This window comes from Streptomyces sp. NPDC006393 (assembly GCF_040628575.1).
Lineage (GTDB): Bacteria > Actinomycetota > Actinomycetes > Streptomycetales > Streptomycetaceae > Streptomyces.
In genome coordinates, this window is the sequence record NZ_JBEXZD010000044.1 from 38,444 (window position 1) to 56,491 (window position 18,048).

Annotated in this window: 14 protein-coding genes; 10 read left to right on the forward strand and 4 right to left on the reverse strand. The window is 73.2% G+C overall.

The genetic code is table 11. The annotated features are described in order from the left end of the window. Positions 1–175 precede the first annotated feature (175 nt). The 3 genes from ABZ484_RS19880 to ABZ484_RS19890 all read left to right on the forward strand — a co-directional run bounded on the left by ABZ484_RS19880 (position 176) and on the right by ABZ484_RS19890 (position 5,750). Complete coding sequence (locus ABZ484_RS19880) at positions 176–1,579, forward strand: cytochrome P450 (protein WP_358867204.1); 1,404 nt, start codon at positions 176–178, stop codon at positions 1,577–1,579. A 5-nt stretch (positions 1,580–1,584) separates the two neighbouring features. Next, positions 1,585–2,673, forward strand: coding sequence for a (-)-alpha-amorphene synthase (locus ABZ484_RS19885; RefSeq protein ID WP_358867205.1), 1,089 nt, complete (start codon positions 1,585–1,587; stop codon positions 2,671–2,673). A gap of 167 nt (positions 2,674–2,840) precedes the next feature. Next, positions 2,841–5,750, forward strand: a complete 2,910-nt coding sequence (locus tag ABZ484_RS19890) for an AAA family ATPase (protein ID WP_358867206.1) — start codon at positions 2,841–2,843, stop codon at positions 5,748–5,750. A gap of 104 nt (positions 5,751–5,854) precedes the next feature. On the opposite strand, the gene ABZ484_RS19895 is transcribed toward ABZ484_RS19890, so the two are convergent. From ABZ484_RS19895 to ABZ484_RS19910, 4 genes are read right to left on the reverse strand one after another with little or no spacing between them, the layout of a single operon-like run. After that, positions 5,855–7,012, reverse strand: coding sequence for an XdhC/CoxI family protein (locus tag ABZ484_RS19895; protein ID WP_358867207.1), 1,158 nt, complete (start codon positions 7,010–7,012; stop codon positions 5,855–5,857). Beyond that, a complete protein-coding gene (locus tag ABZ484_RS19900) occupies positions 7,005–9,143 on the reverse strand; it encodes a xanthine dehydrogenase family protein molybdopterin-binding subunit (RefSeq protein ID WP_358867208.1) in 2,139 nt (712 codons plus the stop codon). Before ABZ484_RS19900 ends, ABZ484_RS19895 begins: the two co-directional genes overlap by 8 nt. Beyond that, complete coding sequence (locus ABZ484_RS19905; protein ID WP_358867209.1) at positions 9,140–10,132, reverse strand: xanthine dehydrogenase family protein subunit M; 993 nt, start codon at positions 10,130–10,132, stop codon at positions 9,140–9,142. The genes ABZ484_RS19900 and ABZ484_RS19905 overlap by 4 nt, the downstream gene beginning before the upstream one ends. Beyond that, positions 10,129–10,755, reverse strand: a complete 627-nt coding sequence (locus ABZ484_RS19910) for a 2Fe-2S iron-sulfur cluster-binding protein (protein WP_358867210.1) — start codon at positions 10,753–10,755, stop codon at positions 10,129–10,131. The genes ABZ484_RS19905 and ABZ484_RS19910 overlap by 4 nt, the downstream gene beginning before the upstream one ends. 268 nt (positions 10,756–11,023) lie before the next feature. Here ABZ484_RS19910 and ABZ484_RS19915 point away from each other — a divergent pair, with 268 nt between their 5' ends. The 7 genes from ABZ484_RS19915 to ABZ484_RS19945 all read left to right on the forward strand — a co-directional run bounded on the left by ABZ484_RS19915 (position 11,024) and on the right by ABZ484_RS19945 (position 18,004). Next, the gene (locus ABZ484_RS19915; RefSeq protein ID WP_358867211.1) at positions 11,024–11,602 is read left to right on the forward strand and encodes a TetR/AcrR family transcriptional regulator; all 579 of its coding nucleotides are present in this window, start codon (positions 11,024–11,026) and stop codon (positions 11,600–11,602) included. Positions 11,603–12,318: 716 nt separating this feature from the next. After that, entirely contained in the window at positions 12,319–13,452 is a 1,134-nt protein-coding gene (locus ABZ484_RS19920) for an acyl-CoA dehydrogenase (protein WP_358867212.1), read from the forward strand. A gap of 84 nt (positions 13,453–13,536) precedes the next feature. Next, entirely contained in the window at positions 13,537–14,643 is a 1,107-nt protein-coding gene (locus ABZ484_RS19925; RefSeq protein WP_358867213.1) for an SDR family oxidoreductase, read from the forward strand. Beyond that, positions 14,640–15,923: an aminotransferase class III-fold pyridoxal phosphate-dependent enzyme gene (locus tag ABZ484_RS19930; protein WP_358867214.1), complete on the forward strand. Its 1,284-nt coding sequence runs from the start codon at positions 14,640–14,642 to the stop codon at positions 15,921–15,923. Before ABZ484_RS19925 ends, ABZ484_RS19930 begins: the two co-directional genes overlap by 4 nt. Before the next feature lie 64 nt (positions 15,924–15,987). Then, complete coding sequence (locus ABZ484_RS19935; protein ID WP_358867215.1) at positions 15,988–16,473, forward strand: SRPBCC family protein; 486 nt, start codon at positions 15,988–15,990, stop codon at positions 16,471–16,473. Then, positions 16,466–17,041: a flavin reductase family protein gene (locus tag ABZ484_RS19940; protein WP_358867216.1), complete on the forward strand. Its 576-nt coding sequence runs from the start codon at positions 16,466–16,468 to the stop codon at positions 17,039–17,041. The genes ABZ484_RS19935 and ABZ484_RS19940 overlap by 8 nt, the downstream gene beginning before the upstream one ends. A 93-nt stretch (positions 17,042–17,134) precedes the next feature. After that, positions 17,135–18,004 carry an alpha/beta fold hydrolase gene (locus ABZ484_RS19945; RefSeq protein ID WP_358867217.1) on the forward strand — a complete coding sequence of 290 codons (870 nt, stop codon included), beginning with the start codon at positions 17,135–17,137 and terminating at the stop codon, positions 18,002–18,004. Positions 18,005–18,048: the final 44 nt, after the last annotated feature.

The following is an 18,048-nucleotide window of genomic DNA, read 5'->3' on the forward strand; positions in this document are numbered from 1 at the left end:
CTGACTCAGCACACACAAAGGCGGTTCGCCGCACGCTTCTGCGCGCTCCTTTGCGCCCCCTTTGACGGGCGGACCGGGAGCCGAACGCGCGGTGAACTGGGCAGGACATGCATCGAGCGCCAAGCCCTGAAGAACCGCCCGACTTTCGTGTGCCTACTGAGGCAGGTGGTATTCGATGAGTGGTGCCCTGAGCAGTACCGTGCCCACGGCCGACCGAACCTGGACCGTGGGTACTGCACCGGGCATATTCCCTTTCTTCAGCCACGGTATCGCGTTGTTCCGCCGTCCGCTGGCGTTTCTGAATTCCTTGCCGGAGCGCGGAGATCTGGTCCGGATCCGCCTGGGCCCCCTGCGCGCCTGGATGGTGTGTCATCCCGAACTGGTCCACCGCATGCTCATGGACACACGCACCTTCGACAAGGGAGGCCCGCAGTACGACAGGCTCCGGACGCTGATGGGCGACGGGCTGGTCACGAGCCGCCAGGACACGCACCGCCGGCAGCGCCGGCTGCTGCAACCGCGCTTCCACCCCTCCCGCGTCACCGCGTCCACGGACCTCATGGCCGAGGAGGCCGCGGCGGTGTGCCGCACCTGGCGGGCCGGACAGCGGGTCGATGTCAGCGCGGCCATGATGGCGCTGACGACGCGCGTCACCAGCCGGGTCCTGCTGTCCGACACGCTCGACGAGGCGACGGGTGCGGAACTGAGGGAATGTCTGTCGGCCGTCGTGCGCGGCCTCTTCGTCCGTACGGTCGTGCCGGTCGACGCCCCCTTCCGGGTGCCCACCCCCGCCAACCGCCGCTACCGGCATGCCGTCCGGCGGCTGCACACGGTCATCGACACGATGATCGCTCAGCGCCGTGCCGCCGCCCCGCGCGACGATCTGCTGGGCACCCTGCTCGCGGCCGAGCGCGGCGACGCCGAAGGACCCCAGATCACCGCGCGGGAGGTCCACGACCACCTCATCACGCTGCTGCTCACCGGGGTGGAGACCACCGCCCTGTGTCTGGCCTCCGCGTTCAGCCTGCTGGCCTGCCATCCGGAGGCGGAGCACCGCGTGCACACCGAGGTCGACACGCTGCTCGCCGGCCGGCCTCCCCGCGCCGACCGACTGCCGGACCTCGTCCACACCCGCAGCGTGATCACCGAGACGCTGCGCCACGCGCCGCCCGGGTGGCTGTTCACCCGTGTCACGACGCGGGAGACCGAGCTCGCCGGATGCCGGCTGCCCCGAGGGGCCACCGTCCTGTACAGCCCCTATCTGCTGCACCACGACCCGGCCTCGTTCCCCGACCCGGACCGCTTCCTTCCGGAGCGGTGGCTCCCGGACCGGGCGCCGGCGGTGCGGCAGGGCGCGATGCTGCCGTTCGCCGCGGGCAACCGCAAATGCATCGGCGACGCGTTCGCCGTCACCGAGGCCACGGTGGCCCTCGCCACCATCGCGAGCCGCGTACGGCTGCGCCATCCGCCCGGTCCGGTGGCACCACCGCGCCCGGCGGTGACGCTCGGTCCGCGGTCGCTGGTGATGACCTGCGAACCGCGCACGTCCCTCGCACAGGACTCTCCCAAGGCCAGGTGACCAAGGTGTCGACGACGCACAGGAAATGGACGGTTCCCTCACAGCGCACGGCCCCGGCCCGGGAAGCGACGGCGGCCCCGGCCGCCGGCAAGCCGGTCCCCCCGGCCCCGGAGGCGACCCACGATCCGGGCACGCCCCGGGCCACGACCCTCAAGGACCTGATCGACGCCCAGCTCCACATGCCCTTCCCCTTCCGCAGCAACCCGCACGAAGCCGAGGCGGCGGCAGGCGTGGACGCGTGGCTCCACCGGTGGGGGCTGACGGCGGAACCCGGCGTGGCGGACATGATCGTCCGTACCCGTCCGGCGCAGCTCGCCTCGTACAACAGCCCGGACGTGCCACCGGACATCCTTCAGATCGTGGCCAGCCAGATCGCCTACCAGTTCGTCTTCGACGACCGTGCGGAGGAGGTGGGACAGCACGGTCCGGAACGGCTGCTGCCCATGCTGTGCGAGAGCATCGCGATCCTCCGGGACGGCGAGCCGCCGCTCACCCCCCTCGGCGCGGCCCTGACCGACCTCCACCGGCAGGTCCAGCAGCGCTGCACCCCGGCCCAGGCGGCCCGCTGGGCCTGGAACAGCCGCGAGTACGTGCACGGCCTGCTGTACGAAGCGGTGGCCCAGACCCGATCCGCCCCGCTGCGCATCGGGCTGTGCACGTCGATACGGTCGCTCACGGCGGGGGTGGAGCCGTTCTATCCGCTCTACGAGGCCGCCCAGCCCTGTGAGTTGCCTGCCGAGGAGATCCACCATCCCGTGATGCGCCGGCTGAGGCGGCTGTCGGTCGACGCGGCGGTGTGGACGGCGGACCTGTTCTCGGCGGTGAAGGAGCAGCGGACGGGCGGAGTGATCAATCTGGCCCTGGCCTACCACGGCGCCCATCGGTGCACCCTGCCCGTGGCCGTCACACTGGCCATCAGGCACATCGATCGGACGATCCGCGAGTTCGTGGAACTGTACGCCGCGACGGAGCCCGAACTGAGCCCCGCCGGCATCGGCTATGTGGACGGGATGATCGGCTGGATCCGCGGCTGCTACTACTGGTCCCGCAGTGTGCCCCGCTACGCGGACACGGCGGAGGCGCCCGCCTGGTAGACGTCCATCCGACGCGAGATACCCCTCCGTGGCGGGGACGAACCCTCTCCGCCCGCCGATTCACCCTTCCTTGTCCCTTCCGCGCTCTGTCCGGCCGGCGCGGAGCCACGCGAGCGTACGCTCTGGCCTGCCCCCCGATGGTCACAGGACAGGAAGCGGAAGGGCGCATGGCATATGGGCCACGGCAGTCGATCAACGGGCATCAGCCGTTGCTCGAACGCCACCGAGAACTCCACGCACTCGATGCCGCGCTGGCCGACCTCACCGCGGCACCCGATGGCTTACCCGGAGCCCGACGCGGTGGACTGCTCGCCTTCACCGGTCCTGCCGGGCTGGGCAAGACGACACTCATGGCGCAGGTGCGCGCCCGGGCCGTGGCCCACGGACTCACGGTGCTCTCGGCGAGAGGCGGCGAGAACGAGCAGGAGCTGGCCTTCCATGTGGTCCGTCAGCTCGTGCAGCCCGCGCTGGCGGCGATGACCGAGCCGGAACGGCAGGCCTTCCTGGGGAGTTGGTACGAGATCGTCGCCACCGCCCTCGGTCTGGAGGCCACGGACCCGGCCCGGGCGCCGGACCCGACAGGTGTACGGGACGGTCTGGACTGGGTCGTGACACGCCTCACCATGCTGAAGGCGCCCGTCGTCCTGCTCGTCGACGACGCCCACTGGGCCGACGCCGAGTCACTGAGCTGGCTCGCCTCCTTCGCGCCACGGGCCGAGAACCTTCCCTTGCTCATCGTCGTCGCCTACCGGCCCGAAGAACTGCCGTCCGACGCCGCCGCGTTCCGCACGCTGGTCGAACACCACGGAAGCCGTCCCCACGCGCTGGAGCCGCTCAGCGCGGTCGCGGTGGCGCGGATCGTCCGGGAACACGTGGGCGAGGGAGCCGAGGACGAGTTCTGCGCCGAGTGCTGCGCGGTCACCGGCGGCAGCCCTTTCGAGACGGTGGAGCTCGCCATCAGGCTCGCCGAACGGAAGTTGACCGGGTCACGGGACGAACTGCCCGTCATGCGCGACCTGGCCTCGGCGGTGAAAGGGCCAGGGCTGCTCGATCGCCTGCACCGGCACGGCACGACCACCGTCCGCTTCGCCTGGGCCGCCGCCGTCCTGGGCACGTCCATCTCGCAGGAACTGGCCGCCGCTCTCGCCGTGGTCGGCATCGAGCAGGCCGCCCAGGAAGTCGATAGGCTGCGGCGCGCCCGGATCCTGGCGGACGGGCCCGGTCCCGACGGCAACCTGGAGTTCGTGCACCCGCTGATCGCCACCGCGATCTACCGCTCCATCCCCGCGGAACTGCGGGTCGGGCTGCACAACGCCGCCGCGGAGGCCATCCTCGCCGCCGGCCTGGGCTCCACGGCGGCCGCCCGGCATCTGCTGGAGGTCCCCTGCGAGGGCAGCACCGAGGCCGTGACATGCCTGAGCGATGCCGCCCGTGAGTATCTGCGCGCAGGCGCACCGGAAGCCGCTCGACGTCTGTTGACCCGGGCACTGCAAGAGCCTCCACTCGCCGAGCAGCGGGCCGAGTTGCTTCATGAACTGGCCCGGTCCACCTTCCTGATCGAACCCACGGCCACGGTCAGCCATCTCCGGGAGGCGCTGGCACAACCCGGCGTGGACGCCGAACTACGCGCCTCCATCGTGTACCGGCTGGCCCAGGCGCTGGCGCACACCGACCGGCTGGCCGAGGCCGCCACCGTGGCCGCGGACGCGGCGCAGCAGGCGACCAGCCCACGTCTCCGGCTGCGTCTTCAGGCGGATCATTTCGTATGGAGCGCCTTCCGCACCGACGAGCCGGACTCGGCCGCCCGCTCCCGACGGCTGGCGAAGCTGGCCGCACGACTGACCCGCCGGGACCTGGAGGAGCGGTACATCCTGGGCCTGCGGGCCTGGGACGCCCTGGTGCGCGGTGAGCCGCGGCAGACCGTGCTGACGTGCGCGGAACAGGCCCTGGACGGCGGCATGAGCTGGACGGACGAGAACCGGGGCTTCGAGATTCCCGTCTCGGTCGCTCTGACGTTCATGTACTGCGACCAGCCGCGGCGCGCCGAAGAGCTGTTCACCACAGGCATCGCGGAGTGCGAGAGGAAGGGCTGGCGGGGTTCCCATCTGGCCGTCGGCCAGACCCTCTTCGCCTACATCCGCTACCACCGAGGCTCTCTCGCCGAAGCCGAGGAGCTGGTGCGGGAGGGGCTGCGGATCGCGGACAAGGTGGAGGGGGCGGTGCCCGCGCAGTGGTTCGCGATCGGGGTGCTGATCCAGACGCTGCTGGCCCGGGGACGGACGGAGGAGGCACGGCGGATCGCCGATGCCTACCACTACGGCGAGGGCGTGCCGAACGCGGTCATCTACCCCGATCCGCGCACGGTGTACGCCGAGTTGCTGCTGGCCGAGGGCCGGCACGCCGATGCGGCCGCGCTGCTGACCGACGTCGGTGAGTGGCTGGACGGGCGGGCGTGGCGCAACCCCGCCTGGTGTCCGTGGCAGCTGGACCTGGCGTCCGCGCTGGCCTCCACGGAGCCCGAACGGGCGGTGGAGCTCGCGCGGGATGCCGTCCAGCGGGCCCGGGAGTTCGGTGCGGCGTCGGCGACCGGGCAGGCCCTGCACACGCTGGCCGAGGTGACCGGCGGGCCGGCGGCGCTGGATCTGCACGCGGAGGCGGTGGAGCAGCTGGAGCGGTCACCCGCCGCGTACGAGCTGGCCCGGGCGCTGGTCGGGCACGGTGCCGCGCTGTCCCGCAACGGCCGGTTGCAGGAGGCCGCCGACCGCCTCTACCAGGGGCTGGAGACCGCGGTGCACTGCGGGGCGGAGGCCCTGGCCGGCCGGGCCCGGGAGGAGCTCTCCTCGGCCGGACTGCGGCCGTTGCCCCTGCGGTACGCGCAGACGGACACGCTCACCGCTCAGGAACGCAAGGCCGCCGAGCGGGCCGCCCAGGGCCATCCGGTGGCGGTGGTCGCCAAGGAGCTGCACCTCCCGGAGCAGGGTGTACGGCAACTGCTCTCCTCCGTGTACCGCAAGGTCGGCACCGACGCCGCCGGGCTGGCCACCGCCCTGGAGACGTTTCCCCGGCCCCGGACGTGACCCACCCCCGGCGGGGGCCCGGCGTCCTCGGTGGCCCGGCGTCGGGTCGCCCCGGGCGCCCGGGCCCGGCGTCCCCGCTGGGCGTCCGGGTGGCCGGCCGGTGCTCAGGCCGCGCGGGTGCCGCCGTCGCCGTGCTCCGTCTCCCGCCGTTCCTCCCGGTGGATCGGTGTCTTGGAGCCGGTCAGGGGGACGCCGGTGCCGCCGCGCCGGGTGGCCACGATCTCCGCCACGATCGACAGGGCGGTCTCCTCGGGTGTCCGCGCGCCGAGGTCGAGACCGATCGGGGACCTGAGCCGGGCCAGTTCCCGCTCGCCGAGGCCTGCTTCGCGCAGCCGCCGCTCGCGGTCGGCGTGGGTGCGGCGTGAGCCCATCGCGCCGACGAACGCCACCGGCATCCGCAGGGCCTGGGTCAGCAGGGGTATGTCGAACTTGGCGTCGTGGGTGAGCACGCAGAGCACCGTGCGCGCGTCGGTCGTGGTGCTCCGTAGATAGCGGTGGGGCCAGTCGACGACGATGTCGTCGGCCTCGGGGAAGCGGGTCTGTGTGGCGAAGACGGGGCGGGCGTCGCACACCGTCACGTGGTAGCCGAGGAACTTGCCCGCCTTGACGAGTGCGGCGGCGAAGTCGACCGCCCCGAACACGATCATGCGCGGCGGGGGCACGTTGCACTCGACGAGCAGGCTCAGGCCGCCCGGGCAGTGCGATCCGTCCTCCGACAGCTCCCGAACACCGGTGCGGCCGGCCTCCAGCAGGGCGCGGGCCTCGGCCGCCGCTGTGCGGTCCAGCCCCGGACGGCCGCCGAGACCGCCCTCGTAGCTGCCGTCGGGCCGGACCAGCAGCGTGGCACCGAGGAGGCCGGCCGGTCCCCGGACGACGCGGGCGAGGGCCACCGGCTCGTCGCGGACGGCGGCCGCCAGCGCCGCCCGCGACACCGCCCGCAGCGGCGTGTCCCCGCGAACGGGGGTGACGAGGATGTCGATGACGCCGCCGCAGGTCAGGCCGACGGCGAAGGCGTCCTCGTCACTGTAGCCGAACCGTTCGAGGACGCTCTCGCCGTCCTGGAGCGCCTGCCGGCACAGCTCGTAGACCGCCCCCTCCACACAGCCGCCGGAGACCGATCCGATCGCCGTGCCCTCGCTGTCGACAGCGAGGGCGGCGCCGGGACCACGCGGTGCGCTGCCGCCGACGGCCACCACGGTGGCGACGGCGAAGTCCCGGCCCTCCTCGATCCAGCGGTGCAGCTCGCCGGCGATGTCAAGCATGCGGTTCCCCGGGGAGGCTCTGTAGGACGCGGTCCGGGCGGATGGGAAGGTTGCGGTGGCGGACGCCGGTGGCGTGCCACACCGCGTTGGCGATCGCGGCGGCGGCGCCGACGATGCCGATCTCCCCGATGCCCTTGATCCCGACCGGGTCGTCCGGGTCCGGGTCGTCGACCCAGTCGGCCTCGACGAAGGGGACGTCCGCGTGCGTGGCGACGTGGTAGCCCGCCAGGTCGGCGCCGTAGAGACCGCCGGTGGCGCGGTCGCGGACCGCCTCCTCGTGCAGGGCCATGGAGATGCCCCAGGTCATGCCTCCGACGAGCTGGCTGCGTGCGGTGAGCGGGTTGACGATCCGGCCGGCCGCGAAGATGCCGAGCATGCGGCGCACCCGTACCTCGCCGGTGGTGACGTCGACCGCGACCTCGGCGAACTGGGCGCCGAAGGAGTGCCGTTCCTTCTGCGCGAGGGCGCCGACGGCAGCGGTGGTGTCGGACCGTACGGTGATGCCCTCCGGTGGGATGTCGGCACCGAGCGCCAGCCGCTCCCGCAGTTCGCCGGCCGCCGTCATGACCGCCCAGCCCCAGGAGCGGGTGCCCATGGACCCGCCGGCGATCATCGCCGGTCCGAAGTCGCTGTCGCCGATCCGGACCTCGATCCGGTCCGGTGAGACCTCCAGCGCGTCGGCGGCGATCAGGGTGAGCGCGGTACGGGCTCCGGTGCCGATGTCGGCGGCGGCGATCCGCACCGTGAACGTGCCGTCCGGTTCGGCCGTGGCGACGGCCGTGGAGGGTCCGGCTCCGGCGCCGAAGGAGGCGGCGGCCGTACCGGTGCCGAGCAGCCAGCGCCCTTCACGGCGCACACCGGGGCGCGGATCCCGGTCCGCCCAGCCGAACCTGCGGGCGCCCTCGCGGAAGCAGGCGGGCAGGTTGCGGCCGCTGAACGGCAGTCCGGAGACGGGACCGCGCTCGGGTTCGTTGCGCAGCCGCAGTTCGATCGGGTCGAGCCCGCACTTCTCGGCGAGTTCGTCGAGCGCGGACTCCAGGGCGAACGAGCCCGGTGCCTCGCCCGGGGCGCGCATGTAGGTCGGGGTGGGCACGTTCAGCCGTACGACGCGGTTGGCGGTGTGGTGGGCGTCGGCGTCGTACATCACCCGGGCCGGGCCGGCCGCGGACTCGACGAACTCGTACACGGTCGAGGTGAGGTTGACCGAGCGGTGCTCCAGTGCCCGCAGCCGTCCGTCGGCGTCCGTGCCCAGCCGGACGCGCTGCGCTGTGGGGCTGCGGTAGCCGGTCAGGGAGAACATCTGACGGCGTGTCATGACGACCCGTACGGGGCGCTGGAGGACGGTCGCGGCCATCACGGCGGCCACCTGGTGGGCGCGGACGCCCTTGCTGCCGAAGCCCCCGCCGACGTGTTCTGAACGTACCCGCACGGAGGCCGGGTCCAGCGAGAACATCTTGGCGAGTTCGCCGACGACCCAGGTGGTGCCCTGGTTGGAGTCGACCAGTTCGAGCCGGCCGCCGTCCCACCGGGCGGTCGCCGCGTGCGGCTCCATCATGGCGTGGTGCTCTTCGGGGGTGGTGTACTCCTCGTCGACGACGACGTGGGACGCGGCGAGTTCGGCGTCCAGGTCGCCCTTCTCGACCACCGCCGGCATGTAGCCGTCCACCGGGTGGGCGTTTGGGCGGGCGGCGGCGAAGTCGATGTCGTGCTGCTCCTTTTCGTAGTGCACGACGAGTGTTTCGGCGGCCTCGCGGGCCTGTTCGGACGTCTCGGCGACGACCAGTGCCACCGGCCAGCCCAGGTGCGGGACCCGGTCGTGCTGGAAGACGGCGCAGGTGGGGTCCGGGACGCCCAGCATGCCGACGTAGTCGGTCTCCACGCGCGGGGCGTTCTCGTGGTGCAGTACGGCGAGCACACCCGGCCGGGCGAGGACGGGGGCGGTGTCGATGGACCGGATCCGGCCGCGGGCGACGGTGGACAGCACCAGCCAGCCGTGGGCGAGGTCGGCGAAGGGGATCTCGCCCGCGTACCGGGCGGCTCCGGTGACCTTGTCGCGTCCCTCCACACGGGTGTGCGAGGTTCCGGTGAAGCCCTTGGTGGTCGTGCGGGTCCCGGTCGTGGCGGTGGTCATCGGGCGGCCTCCTCGGTGAGTTCGGTGAGCACGGCCACCACCAGGTTGCGGATCAGGGTCACCTTGTACGCGTTGTGGGGCAGTGGATCGGCCGCCGCCAGTTCGGCGTCCGCTGCGGCGGCGAAGGTCTCGGCGTCGGCCGGTGCCCCGGCCAGCACCTGCTCGGCCGCCCGGGCCCGCCAGGGCCGGGAGGCGACCGCGCCGAAGGCCAGGCGGGCCTCGCGTACGGCACCGTCCTGGACGTCCAGCGCGGCGGCGACCGAGCCGATCGCGAAGGCGTAGGAGGCGCGCTCGCGGACCTTGCGGTAGCGGGAGCGGGCGGCGGCCGGGACGGGCGGCAGGGTGACGCCGGTGATCAGCGCGCCCGGCGGCAGGGCCGTCTCGCGGTGCGGGGTGTCGCCCACGGGCAGGTAGAAGTCGTCGAGCGGCAGCTCGCCCGGCCCGTCGGCCGTCTCGTAGGTGACGACGGCGTCGAGGGCGGTCAGCGCCACGCCCATGTCGGAGGGGTGGACGGCCACGCAGTGCGCGGAGGCGCCCAGGATGGCGTGGTTGTGGTGCTCGCCCTGGATCGCGGGGCAGCCGCTGCCGGGGGTGCGCTTGTTGCACGGCTGGGTCACGTCGGTGAAGTAGCCGCAGCGGGTGCGCTGGAGCAGATTGCCGCCCACGGTGGCCATGTTGCGCAGTTGTCCGGAGGCGCCGGCCAGGACGGCCTGCGTCAGCACCGGGTAGCGGCGACGGACCTCGGGGTGGGCGGCGAGGTCGCTGTTGGTGACGGTCGCGCCGATGCGCAGGCCGCCGTCCTCGGTGACCTCGATCCCGTCGAGTGGCAGTTCGCGGACGTCCACGAGGCGGGCGGGCCGCTCGACGCCGGTCTTCATCAGGTCGACGAGGTTGGTGCCGCCGCCGAGGAAGCGGGCCTCGGGATCGGCGCCCAGCAGCGCCACGGCGCCAGCGACGTCGTGGGCCCTCTGATAGCCGAACTCCTTCATGCGGCGGCCTCCTTGTCCTTGCTCTCGGCGGCCGGCGCGGACTCGCCCGCCCGCACGGCTCGCACGTCCTCGCTGCCCGCGGCCGTCCCGGCGGCCCGGGCGACGGCACGCACGATCGACACGTATGCGCCGCAGCGGCACAGGTTGCCGCTCATCCGCTCGCGGATCTCGTCGGCGGTCAGCGAGGGTGGTCCCGCTTCGGGGCGTACGTCGTCGGTGACCGCGCTCGGCCAGCCGGCCGCGTGCTCCTCGATCACCGCGATGGCCGAACAGACCTGTCCCGGTGTGCAGTAACCGCACTGGAAGCCGTCGAGGTCGAGGAAGGCCTGCTGCACCGGGTGGAGCGTGTCACCCTCGGCCACTCCCTCGATGGTGGTGATCTCGCGTCCCTCGGCCGCCACCGCGAGCTGGAGGCAGGCAACGGCCCGGCGCCCGTCGACCAGGACGGTGCAGGCTCCGCACTGCCCCTGGTCGCAGCCCTTCTTGGTGCCGGTCAGATCCAGACGCTCGCGCAGGGCGTCGAGCAGGGTGGTGCGGTGGTCGGCGGTCAGTGTGTGCTTCTCGCCGTTGATGTTCAAGGTGATGGCGCTGTACGTCGGGAGGGCCGGGGAGGCTGGGTCCATGATCAGCTTCTTTCGCGTATCCGGAAGCACGTCGAGGGACGGCCTGGCAGACGGACGAATCAGGGACGGACGGAGAGCAGCGAGTCGAGGAGCCGGAGGTGTCTTGAGACGAGAAAAGAGCAGGAAGAGAAAGTGCCGTACATGGCGGAAACACACGTCCCGCAACTATGGTGGTAGTAAGCGGACAGCTGTCCGTTATCCGAAAACCTACCGGACAGCTGTCCGCTTAGCAAGACCGGGTTCGGCGACGCACCCAAAAGGAGGACGAGTGCGGCAGAAGAAGGACGCGCCGCTGCGCTCGGACGCGCAACGCAACCGCGAGACCATCCTGGAAGTGGCGGTGGCCGAGCTGACCCGCTGCGCGGACGCCCCGCTGAGCGTGATCGCCCGGAAGGCCGGAGTCGGTCAGGGCACGTTCTACCGGAACTTCCCCAACCGCGAGGCGCTGGTCCTGGAGATCTACCGCCACGAGATGAAGCAGGTCGCCGACAGCGCGGCCGAGTTGCTGGCCTGCCGGGAACCGGACCGGGCCCTGCGCGAGTGGATGGACCACCTGGCCCGGTTCGCCATGACGAAGGCGGGCCTCGCCGACGCGATCCGCCAGGCCACCACCGGGCCCGGCAGCCCGGCGAAGCCGGGAAACAGCCCGCTGATGGCGGCGGCCGAGCTCCTGTTGCGCGCCAACGAGGAAGCCGGGACGATCCGCCCGGGCGTGACCTCCGAGGACTTCGTCCTCGCCATCGCCGGCCTCTGGCAGCTCGATCCCCACGGCGACTGGCAGTCGCGCGCCACCCGCCTCCTGGACCTCGTCATGGACGGCCTGCGCGCGGGAGCGCCCGGCCGGTGACGGCGGCGCGCCCGGCGTGAGCGCCGTGCGGCGCGGCGCGGCGCGGGCCGCGCGCACCATGCGGGGCGCACGGCCGCCACCGGCACACCACCAGCGCCCGGACGCAGGCCGACGCAGCACCAGGCATGCTCCCGGAGGGCGCGCCCCGCCTCAGGACGCGCGGTGCGGGCGCGGGCATGTGAGGCGCCCGGTTGCAGCGCGGGCATGCGATGGGTGCGCGCGAAGCGGGACGACGATCACCGGGCGCGGGTGCGGGCGGCTGGTCACAGGGAGCGGTCGCGGACGGCCGGTCGCGGGAAGCGGGTCGCAGGAAGCCGGCCGCGGGAAGCGGGACGCGGATCGCGGGCCCCGGCGGCGGTAGTGCGCCGCAGCGGGTCCCCGACGACGGCCACGGACCCCACCGGCGCCAGCAGGCCCCCAGCGGCGACAACGGGACCCCGACGGCGGCCACGGACCGGCGGCGGCAGCGGGCCCCCAGCGGCGACAACGAGCCCCCAGCAGCGGCCACGGACCCCGCCGGCGCCAGCAGGCCCCGCCGGAAGTGCCCCGGGCGGGCCGTGTCCGACAGCTCCGGGGGCTCCGTCTGTTCACGTCATCCCGGTTCTCCCCGAGGGGTTCCCGTGTCCCGGGCGTAAACAAAAGCGACGCTGCCACGACAGCGACACCGTGGACCGTCGCCGTCGGCAGCGCCCGAGGACCAAGGAGCAGGGGACGACATGAGATTCCTGGACCGTGAGCGCGCGGCCCTCACCAAACTGCTGCCGGGGCTGGACGACAGTCTGCGAGCCGTACCGCTGATGACCCTGGAGAAGCCCGGAAGCCCGGCGATCGGACTGTTCCGGGAGAGCGGCGGCCCGGGCCTGCTCGCCCCGGAGTCCCTCCAGGGCCGGGGGGCCTCGGCGCTGGACACCGTACGGGTGCAGCGCGCCCTGGGCAGCCGCTCGCCCTCGCTCGCCGTGGCGACCACCATGCACCACTTCTCGATGGCGACCCTGGTCGGACTGAGCAACTCCGGTGAGGGGCTGGAGTGGATGCTGGTCCAGGCCGTCGCCACCGAGAACAAGCTGATGGCCTCCGGGTTCGCCGAGGGACGCAGCGGCAGCGGCATCCTGTCGCCGTCGATGACGGCCACCCCTACGCCGGAGGGACTGCGGATCAGCGGGGTGAAACGGCCGTGCAGCCTGGCCCGTTCCATGGATCTGCTGACCGCAAGCGTGCTCGTGCCGTGCGAGGACGGCGAGGGCCGGGAGCTGGCCGTGGCCCTGATCCCCGCCGAGAGCGAGGGCCTGAGCGTCAGCGGTTTCTGGTCCAGCGGCTTCCTGGCCGGCGCCGAGAGCGACCAGGTGACCCTGGACGGGGTCCTGGTGCCGCCCGATCTGCTGGTGCGTACCGCGTGTCCGCCCGGTGCCCGGCTGGACGAGGTGCAGACGGTCGGCCTGGTCTGGTTCGAGCTGCTGATGACCGGCAGCTACCTGGGCGCCGCGAGCGCCCTGGTGGAGCGGGTGCTGCTGAACGACCGGGTGCCCGAGGGCGAGCGGGTCGCCCTGCTGGTCGCCGTCGAGGGCGCCGCCGCCGCGGTCGAGGGCCTGGCCCGGCGGGTGGACGAGGCCACGCCCGACGAGTGCACGCTCGCCGACTCGCTCTATGTGCGCTACGGCGTGCAGGACGCCCTGGCCCGGATCGTCCCGCGGGCCGTGGAACTGCTCGGCGGACTCAACTTCATGACCTCCGACGAGGTCGGCTATCTCGCCGCCTGCGCGAACGGCCTCGCGCTGCACCCGCCCTCCCGGTCACGGATGACCGGACCGCTCGCCGGCTACCTGGCCGACGGACCGTTGACCATCGCCTGACGTGCCGTCGATTCACGACTTCACCTCCCGCCGACCCTGCCCGACCAGCGCCCTCCACTCATTCCGACCGAGGGGAACCTTCGCATGCCTCATCTTCCGCCGCCTCCGCCGCCCCGCCGCCCGGCGCTCCTGCTCACCGGCGGCTCCGGCGTCCTGGGCCGCGCCCTGATCGAGGAGCTGTCGCCCGCCTTCCGCATCATCTGCCTGCGTCACCGCACTCCCGTGGACGACCCCAGGGTCGAGGAGGTCGGCGCCGATCTGCTGGAGCCCGGTCTGGGTCTGTCCCGCGCGGGGTTCGACCGGCTCGCCGCCGAGGTGGACCTCGTCGTGCACTCCGCCGCCGCCACCAACTGGAAGGCGGCCCCGGAGGCCATCCGGCGGGCGAATCTGGACGGCACCGCCACGATGCTGGACCTCGCCGCTCACGCGGAGGCGCCGTTCTACCACATCAGCACCGCGTTCGTGGCGAACCCGCTGGCCGCGGAGGAGCAGGAGCGCTTCCCGGGTGCCGCCGCCTATCTGGCCTCCAAGACGGCCGCCGAGCAGGTGGTGCGCGAGGCGCCGGTGCCGGGGGCGATCCTGCGCCCCTCGGTGGTGATGGGCGACTCCGTCACCGGCCGGATCGCGGGGGCCCAGGGTCTGACCCGGGCGCTGGGCGCCATCGTCAAGGGCCAGGTCCCGGTCCTGCCGGGAGAGCCCGGGGCGCGTATCGACATGGTGCCGCAGGACGTCGTCGCCCGTGCCGTCGGCGACCTGCTGCGCGCCGGTGTCACCGGCGGCGAGTACTGGCTGACGGCCGGCTCGGCGGCCCTGCTGCAAAGTGAAGTCGTCGACGTCTGCCTGGAGTTCGCGGACCGCTACGGCCCGCGGCCGCATCCGCCGCGGCTGATCCCGCTGGAGTCGGTGCACCGCCTGCTGCTGCCGCTGATCGAGGGACCTGCCTTCCCCGAGTCGCTGCGCCGCCGTTTCCACACCTATGCGGAGCTGCTGCTGGTCTTCCAGCGTGCGCTGCCCTTCGACTCGTCGCTCGGCTCCGCGCACTGCGGTACGGCCGTCGCCAAGGACGACCTGCGCCGGGCGCTGGTGCGCAACCTGACCGCCTGGGCGGCCGGCCCCGGCGGCCCGCGCCGGCAGCGACAGGCCCGGCCGGCGCTCGCCCAGGACTCCGCGCCGCGGGAACTGGCGTCATGACGGCGCTGCCCACCGGTACGGTCCCCCGGGTGGGGGAACCGCCCGCCGACCGCGTGGACACGGCCCGCCTCTACCGCGAACACCTGGCCGTGGGCCGGGCGATGCTCGGCGAGGTGCTCGGCGGCATGGTGGAGACGAGGTCCGAGGGCGCCTGGGTGCACACCGAGGACGGCCGCCGCCATCTGGACTTCGGCGGCTACGGCGTCTTCATCCTGGGACACCGGCACCCGGCCGTGACCGCGGCGGTGCACCGGCAGATCGACGCGCACCCGCTGGCCACCCGGGTCTTTCTGGAGCCGGTCGCGGGCCGTGCCGCCGCCGCGCTGGCCGCGCACACCCCGCTCGGCCTGGACCGGGTGCACTTCGTCAACTCCGGGGCGGAGGCCACCGAGGCCGGCCTGAAGCTGGCCCGGGCGCACGGGCACACCGCGCTGATCAGCACCGTCGGCGGCTACCACGGCAAGACCCTCGGAGCGCTCAGCGTCACCGCCAACCCCACCTACCAGGACCCGTTCCGCCCGCTGCTGCCGGACAGCGTGGCGGTGCCGTTCGGCGACCGGGAAGCGCTGGCGGAGGCGCTCGCCCGGTTCGGGGAGCGGGCCTGTGTGATCGTCGAGCCGGTGCAGGGCGAGGGCGGTGTGCGCATCCCTCCGCCCGGCTATCTGGCGGACGTGGGCCGGCTGTGCCGTACGCACGGGGCCTTCCTGATCGTCGACGAGATCCAGACGGGCCTGGGCCGGCTGGGTTCGTGGTGGGGCGTGGACACCGAGCACGTCCGCCCCGACGTGCTGCTCGTCGGCAAGGGGCTGAGCGGCGGGGTGGTGCCGGTGGCCGCGATGGTGGCCACCGACGAGGCGTACGCGCCCTTCTCGCGGGACCCCTACCTGCACACCTCCACCTTCGCCGCCTCTCCCCTGGCCTGCGCCGCCGCGCTGGCCGCCGTGGAGGCGCTGGACCGGGAGGACGTGCCCGGCCGGGCCCGGACGCTCGGCATCCGGCTGCTGCACGGTGTGCGCACCGCCTGCACCCCCTACACAGGAGGCCTCGTCCGGGACGTACGCGGACGCGGGCTGCTGATCGGTCTGGAGTTCGGCGCCGAGCAGGCCGTGGGCGAGCTGATCCTGGAACTCGTCGGCCGGGGCGTGCTGGTGAACCACTCCCTGAACGCCGGCCGTGTGCTGCGCCTGACCCCGCCGGCCGTCGTCACCGACGAGGAACTGCGCCTGTTCCTCACCGCCCTGTCCGAGGCCCTGCACGCCGTGGCGACCCGCCTCGGCTGACCGGCCCGGCCCCGCACAACCACGCTGGAGGAGCCGTCCCCCGCGGCGGCGGAAAGGTATGCCGATGCGTCATGTGACCGTACGGATGACCGCCCACGACGTCGAGCCGGAGGCCGCCTACCGGCGGATCAGGGATTTCCGGCGCTATCCGGACGTCACCGACACCGTCCGCGAGGTGGTGGTGCATCCGCCCGGCGCCGACGGCACGGTGGTGTCGGACTGGACCGTCCGCTTCCGCAACGGCCTGATGCGGTGGACGGAACGCGACTCCTTCCGGCCGGAGGAGCTGACCCTCGCCTTCACCCAACTGCGCGGTGACTTCCAGGTGTTCGAGGGCAGCTGGCGGTGCGCGTCCGCCGAGCACGGCACGGCCGTCACCTTCGACGCCGCCTTCGACCTCGGCATCCCCACCCTGGCCGATCTCCTCGACCCGGTGGCGGAGTCCACCCTGCGGACCAACATCGAACTCATTCTGCGGGGGCTGCTGGGCCGGGTCAGCGCGCTGCCCTCCGCACCCCTGGCCCGGATGGCCGCCCCCGCCCATGGCTGAGCTCGCCCTCGCCCCGCGCCGGCCCGGAGCGCCCGAGGGCGCGGGCTGGGACACCCTGCGCGACGAGCCCGGCCCCGACCCGGTGCGCTGCCTGGGCCTGTACGCCAAGCTGACGGCCGGTGTCACCGTGGTCACCGCGCTCGACGCCGGGGGCCGGCAGGCCGGGACCACGGTGTCGGCGCTCACCTCGCTGTCGGCCCGCCCGGCGCTGCTGCTGGCCTGTCTGCGCGGCGGCTCGCGAACGCTGGCCGCCGCGCGGGCGCGCGGCGTGTTCGCCGTCAGCTTCCTGGCGGAGCACCAGCGCACCGTGGCCGAGCGGTTCGCCGATCCGGCCCTGCCGCCCGCCGGGCGTTTCACCGGCGTCCCGGTACGGCACGTCCTCGGTCTGCCGGTGCTGTCCGAGGCGCTGGCCTGGACGGTGTGCCTGGTCGAGGACGTGCGCCGGTACGGCGACCACGACCTGGTCGTCGGCCGGGTACGGGCGGTGGAGGTCGGCGACGGCCGGCCGCTGCTCTGGCACGACCGCGCCTTCCGCACACTCACCTGCCCGCCCCCCGAAGGAGGCTGACGTTTCGCTCGCCGTCCCGGACGCCCGGCCACCTGCCACACCGGCCGGGCGTCCGCGTGTCCGCCCACCACCTCACCACATCCAGGAGGTCGTATGTCCCTGCCCCCCATCCCCGGAGTGAACGCCGACGACGTGCGGACGGAGCTGACCCGCGCGCCGGAGCGGCTGTCCGGCAACGCCACGGCCGCGGGCCACCGGGCCGCCGCCGCCCTCGGCCCCGACACCGCGGCCGACGACTGGGGCCGGCCGCCGGACCCGGAACGCCCCCACCCCGTCGTCCTCGTGCACGGCACGCTCGGCGACCGGCAGTACGTCTGGCGGGAGGCGGTGCCCGCGGTCAAGGCCGCCGGGCACCGCGTCTTCCGCCTGAACTACGGGGAGATGCCGAGCCTGCCCGGACTGTACGGCCTGGCCGACATCCGGCTGTCCGCCCGCGAGCTCGCCGCCTTCGTCGAGCGGGTGCTCGCCGACACCGGCGCGCCCAAGGTGAACCTCGTCGGGCACTCGCAGGGCGGGATGCTCCCGCACTACTACCTCAAGTACCTCGGCGGCGCCGACAAGGTGCACCACGTGGTCGGCATCGCGCCCAGCAACCACGGAGTCACCGTGGAGGGGCTGACGGCACTGGTCCGCCAGGCGGTCGGCGTACGGGACATCGTCGAGGAGCGGATGCTGTTCCGGGTGAGCCCGGCCTTCACGCAGCTGCTGCACGACTCGGAGTTCATCCGCGAGCTGACGGCCCACGGCGACACGGTGGACGGCGTGCGGTACACCGTCATCTGGTCCACACGGGACGAGGTGGTCCAGCCGCCCACGTCCCAGCGGCTCACCCCGTCGGAGCCGGGTCACGAGGTGACCAACCTGTGCCTGCAGGAGCTCGCCCCGGACAACAGGGCCACCCACCTGGCGATGCCGTACGACCCGGTCGTCCTGCGTGAGGTGGTGCGGGCGCTGAGCGGCTGAGACGGCACACACCAAGCGGTGGGGTGCGGCCCTGGAGGCCGCAC

Bases quoted from the DNA above. Each gene is read 5' to 3' on its own strand.
- ABZ484_RS19880 (WP_358867204.1), top strand. From the start codon at position 176: ATGAGTGGTGCCCTGAGCAGTACCGTGCCCACGGCCGACCGAACCTGG.
- ABZ484_RS19890 (WP_358867206.1), top strand. From the start codon at position 2,841: ATGGCATATGGGCCACGGCAGTCGATCAACGGGCATCAGCCGTTGCTC.
- ABZ484_RS19895 (WP_358867207.1), bottom strand. From the start codon at position 7,012: ATGCTTGACATCGCCGGCGAGCTGCACCGCTGGATCGAGGAGGGCCGG.
- ABZ484_RS19900 (WP_358867208.1), bottom strand. From the start codon at position 9,143: ATGACCACCGCCACGACCGGGACCCGCACGACCACCAAGGGCTTCACC.
- ABZ484_RS19905 (WP_358867209.1), bottom strand. From the start codon at position 10,132: ATGAAGGAGTTCGGCTATCAGAGGGCCCACGACGTCGCTGGCGCCGTG.
- ABZ484_RS19910 (WP_358867210.1), bottom strand. From the start codon at position 10,755: ATGGACCCAGCCTCCCCGGCCCTCCCGACGTACAGCGCCATCACCTTG.
- ABZ484_RS19920 (WP_358867212.1), top strand. From the start codon at position 12,319: ATGAGATTCCTGGACCGTGAGCGCGCGGCCCTCACCAAACTGCTGCCG.
- ABZ484_RS19925 (WP_358867213.1), top strand. From the start codon at position 13,537: ATGCCTCATCTTCCGCCGCCTCCGCCGCCCCGCCGCCCGGCGCTCCTG.
- ABZ484_RS19930 (WP_358867214.1), top strand. From the start codon at position 14,640: ATGACGGCGCTGCCCACCGGTACGGTCCCCCGGGTGGGGGAACCGCCC.
- ABZ484_RS19935 (WP_358867215.1), top strand. From the start codon at position 15,988: ATGCGTCATGTGACCGTACGGATGACCGCCCACGACGTCGAGCCGGAG.
- ABZ484_RS19940 (WP_358867216.1), top strand. From the start codon at position 16,466: ATGGCTGAGCTCGCCCTCGCCCCGCGCCGGCCCGGAGCGCCCGAGGGC.
- ABZ484_RS19945 (WP_358867217.1), top strand. From the start codon at position 17,135: ATGTCCCTGCCCCCCATCCCCGGAGTGAACGCCGACGACGTGCGGACG.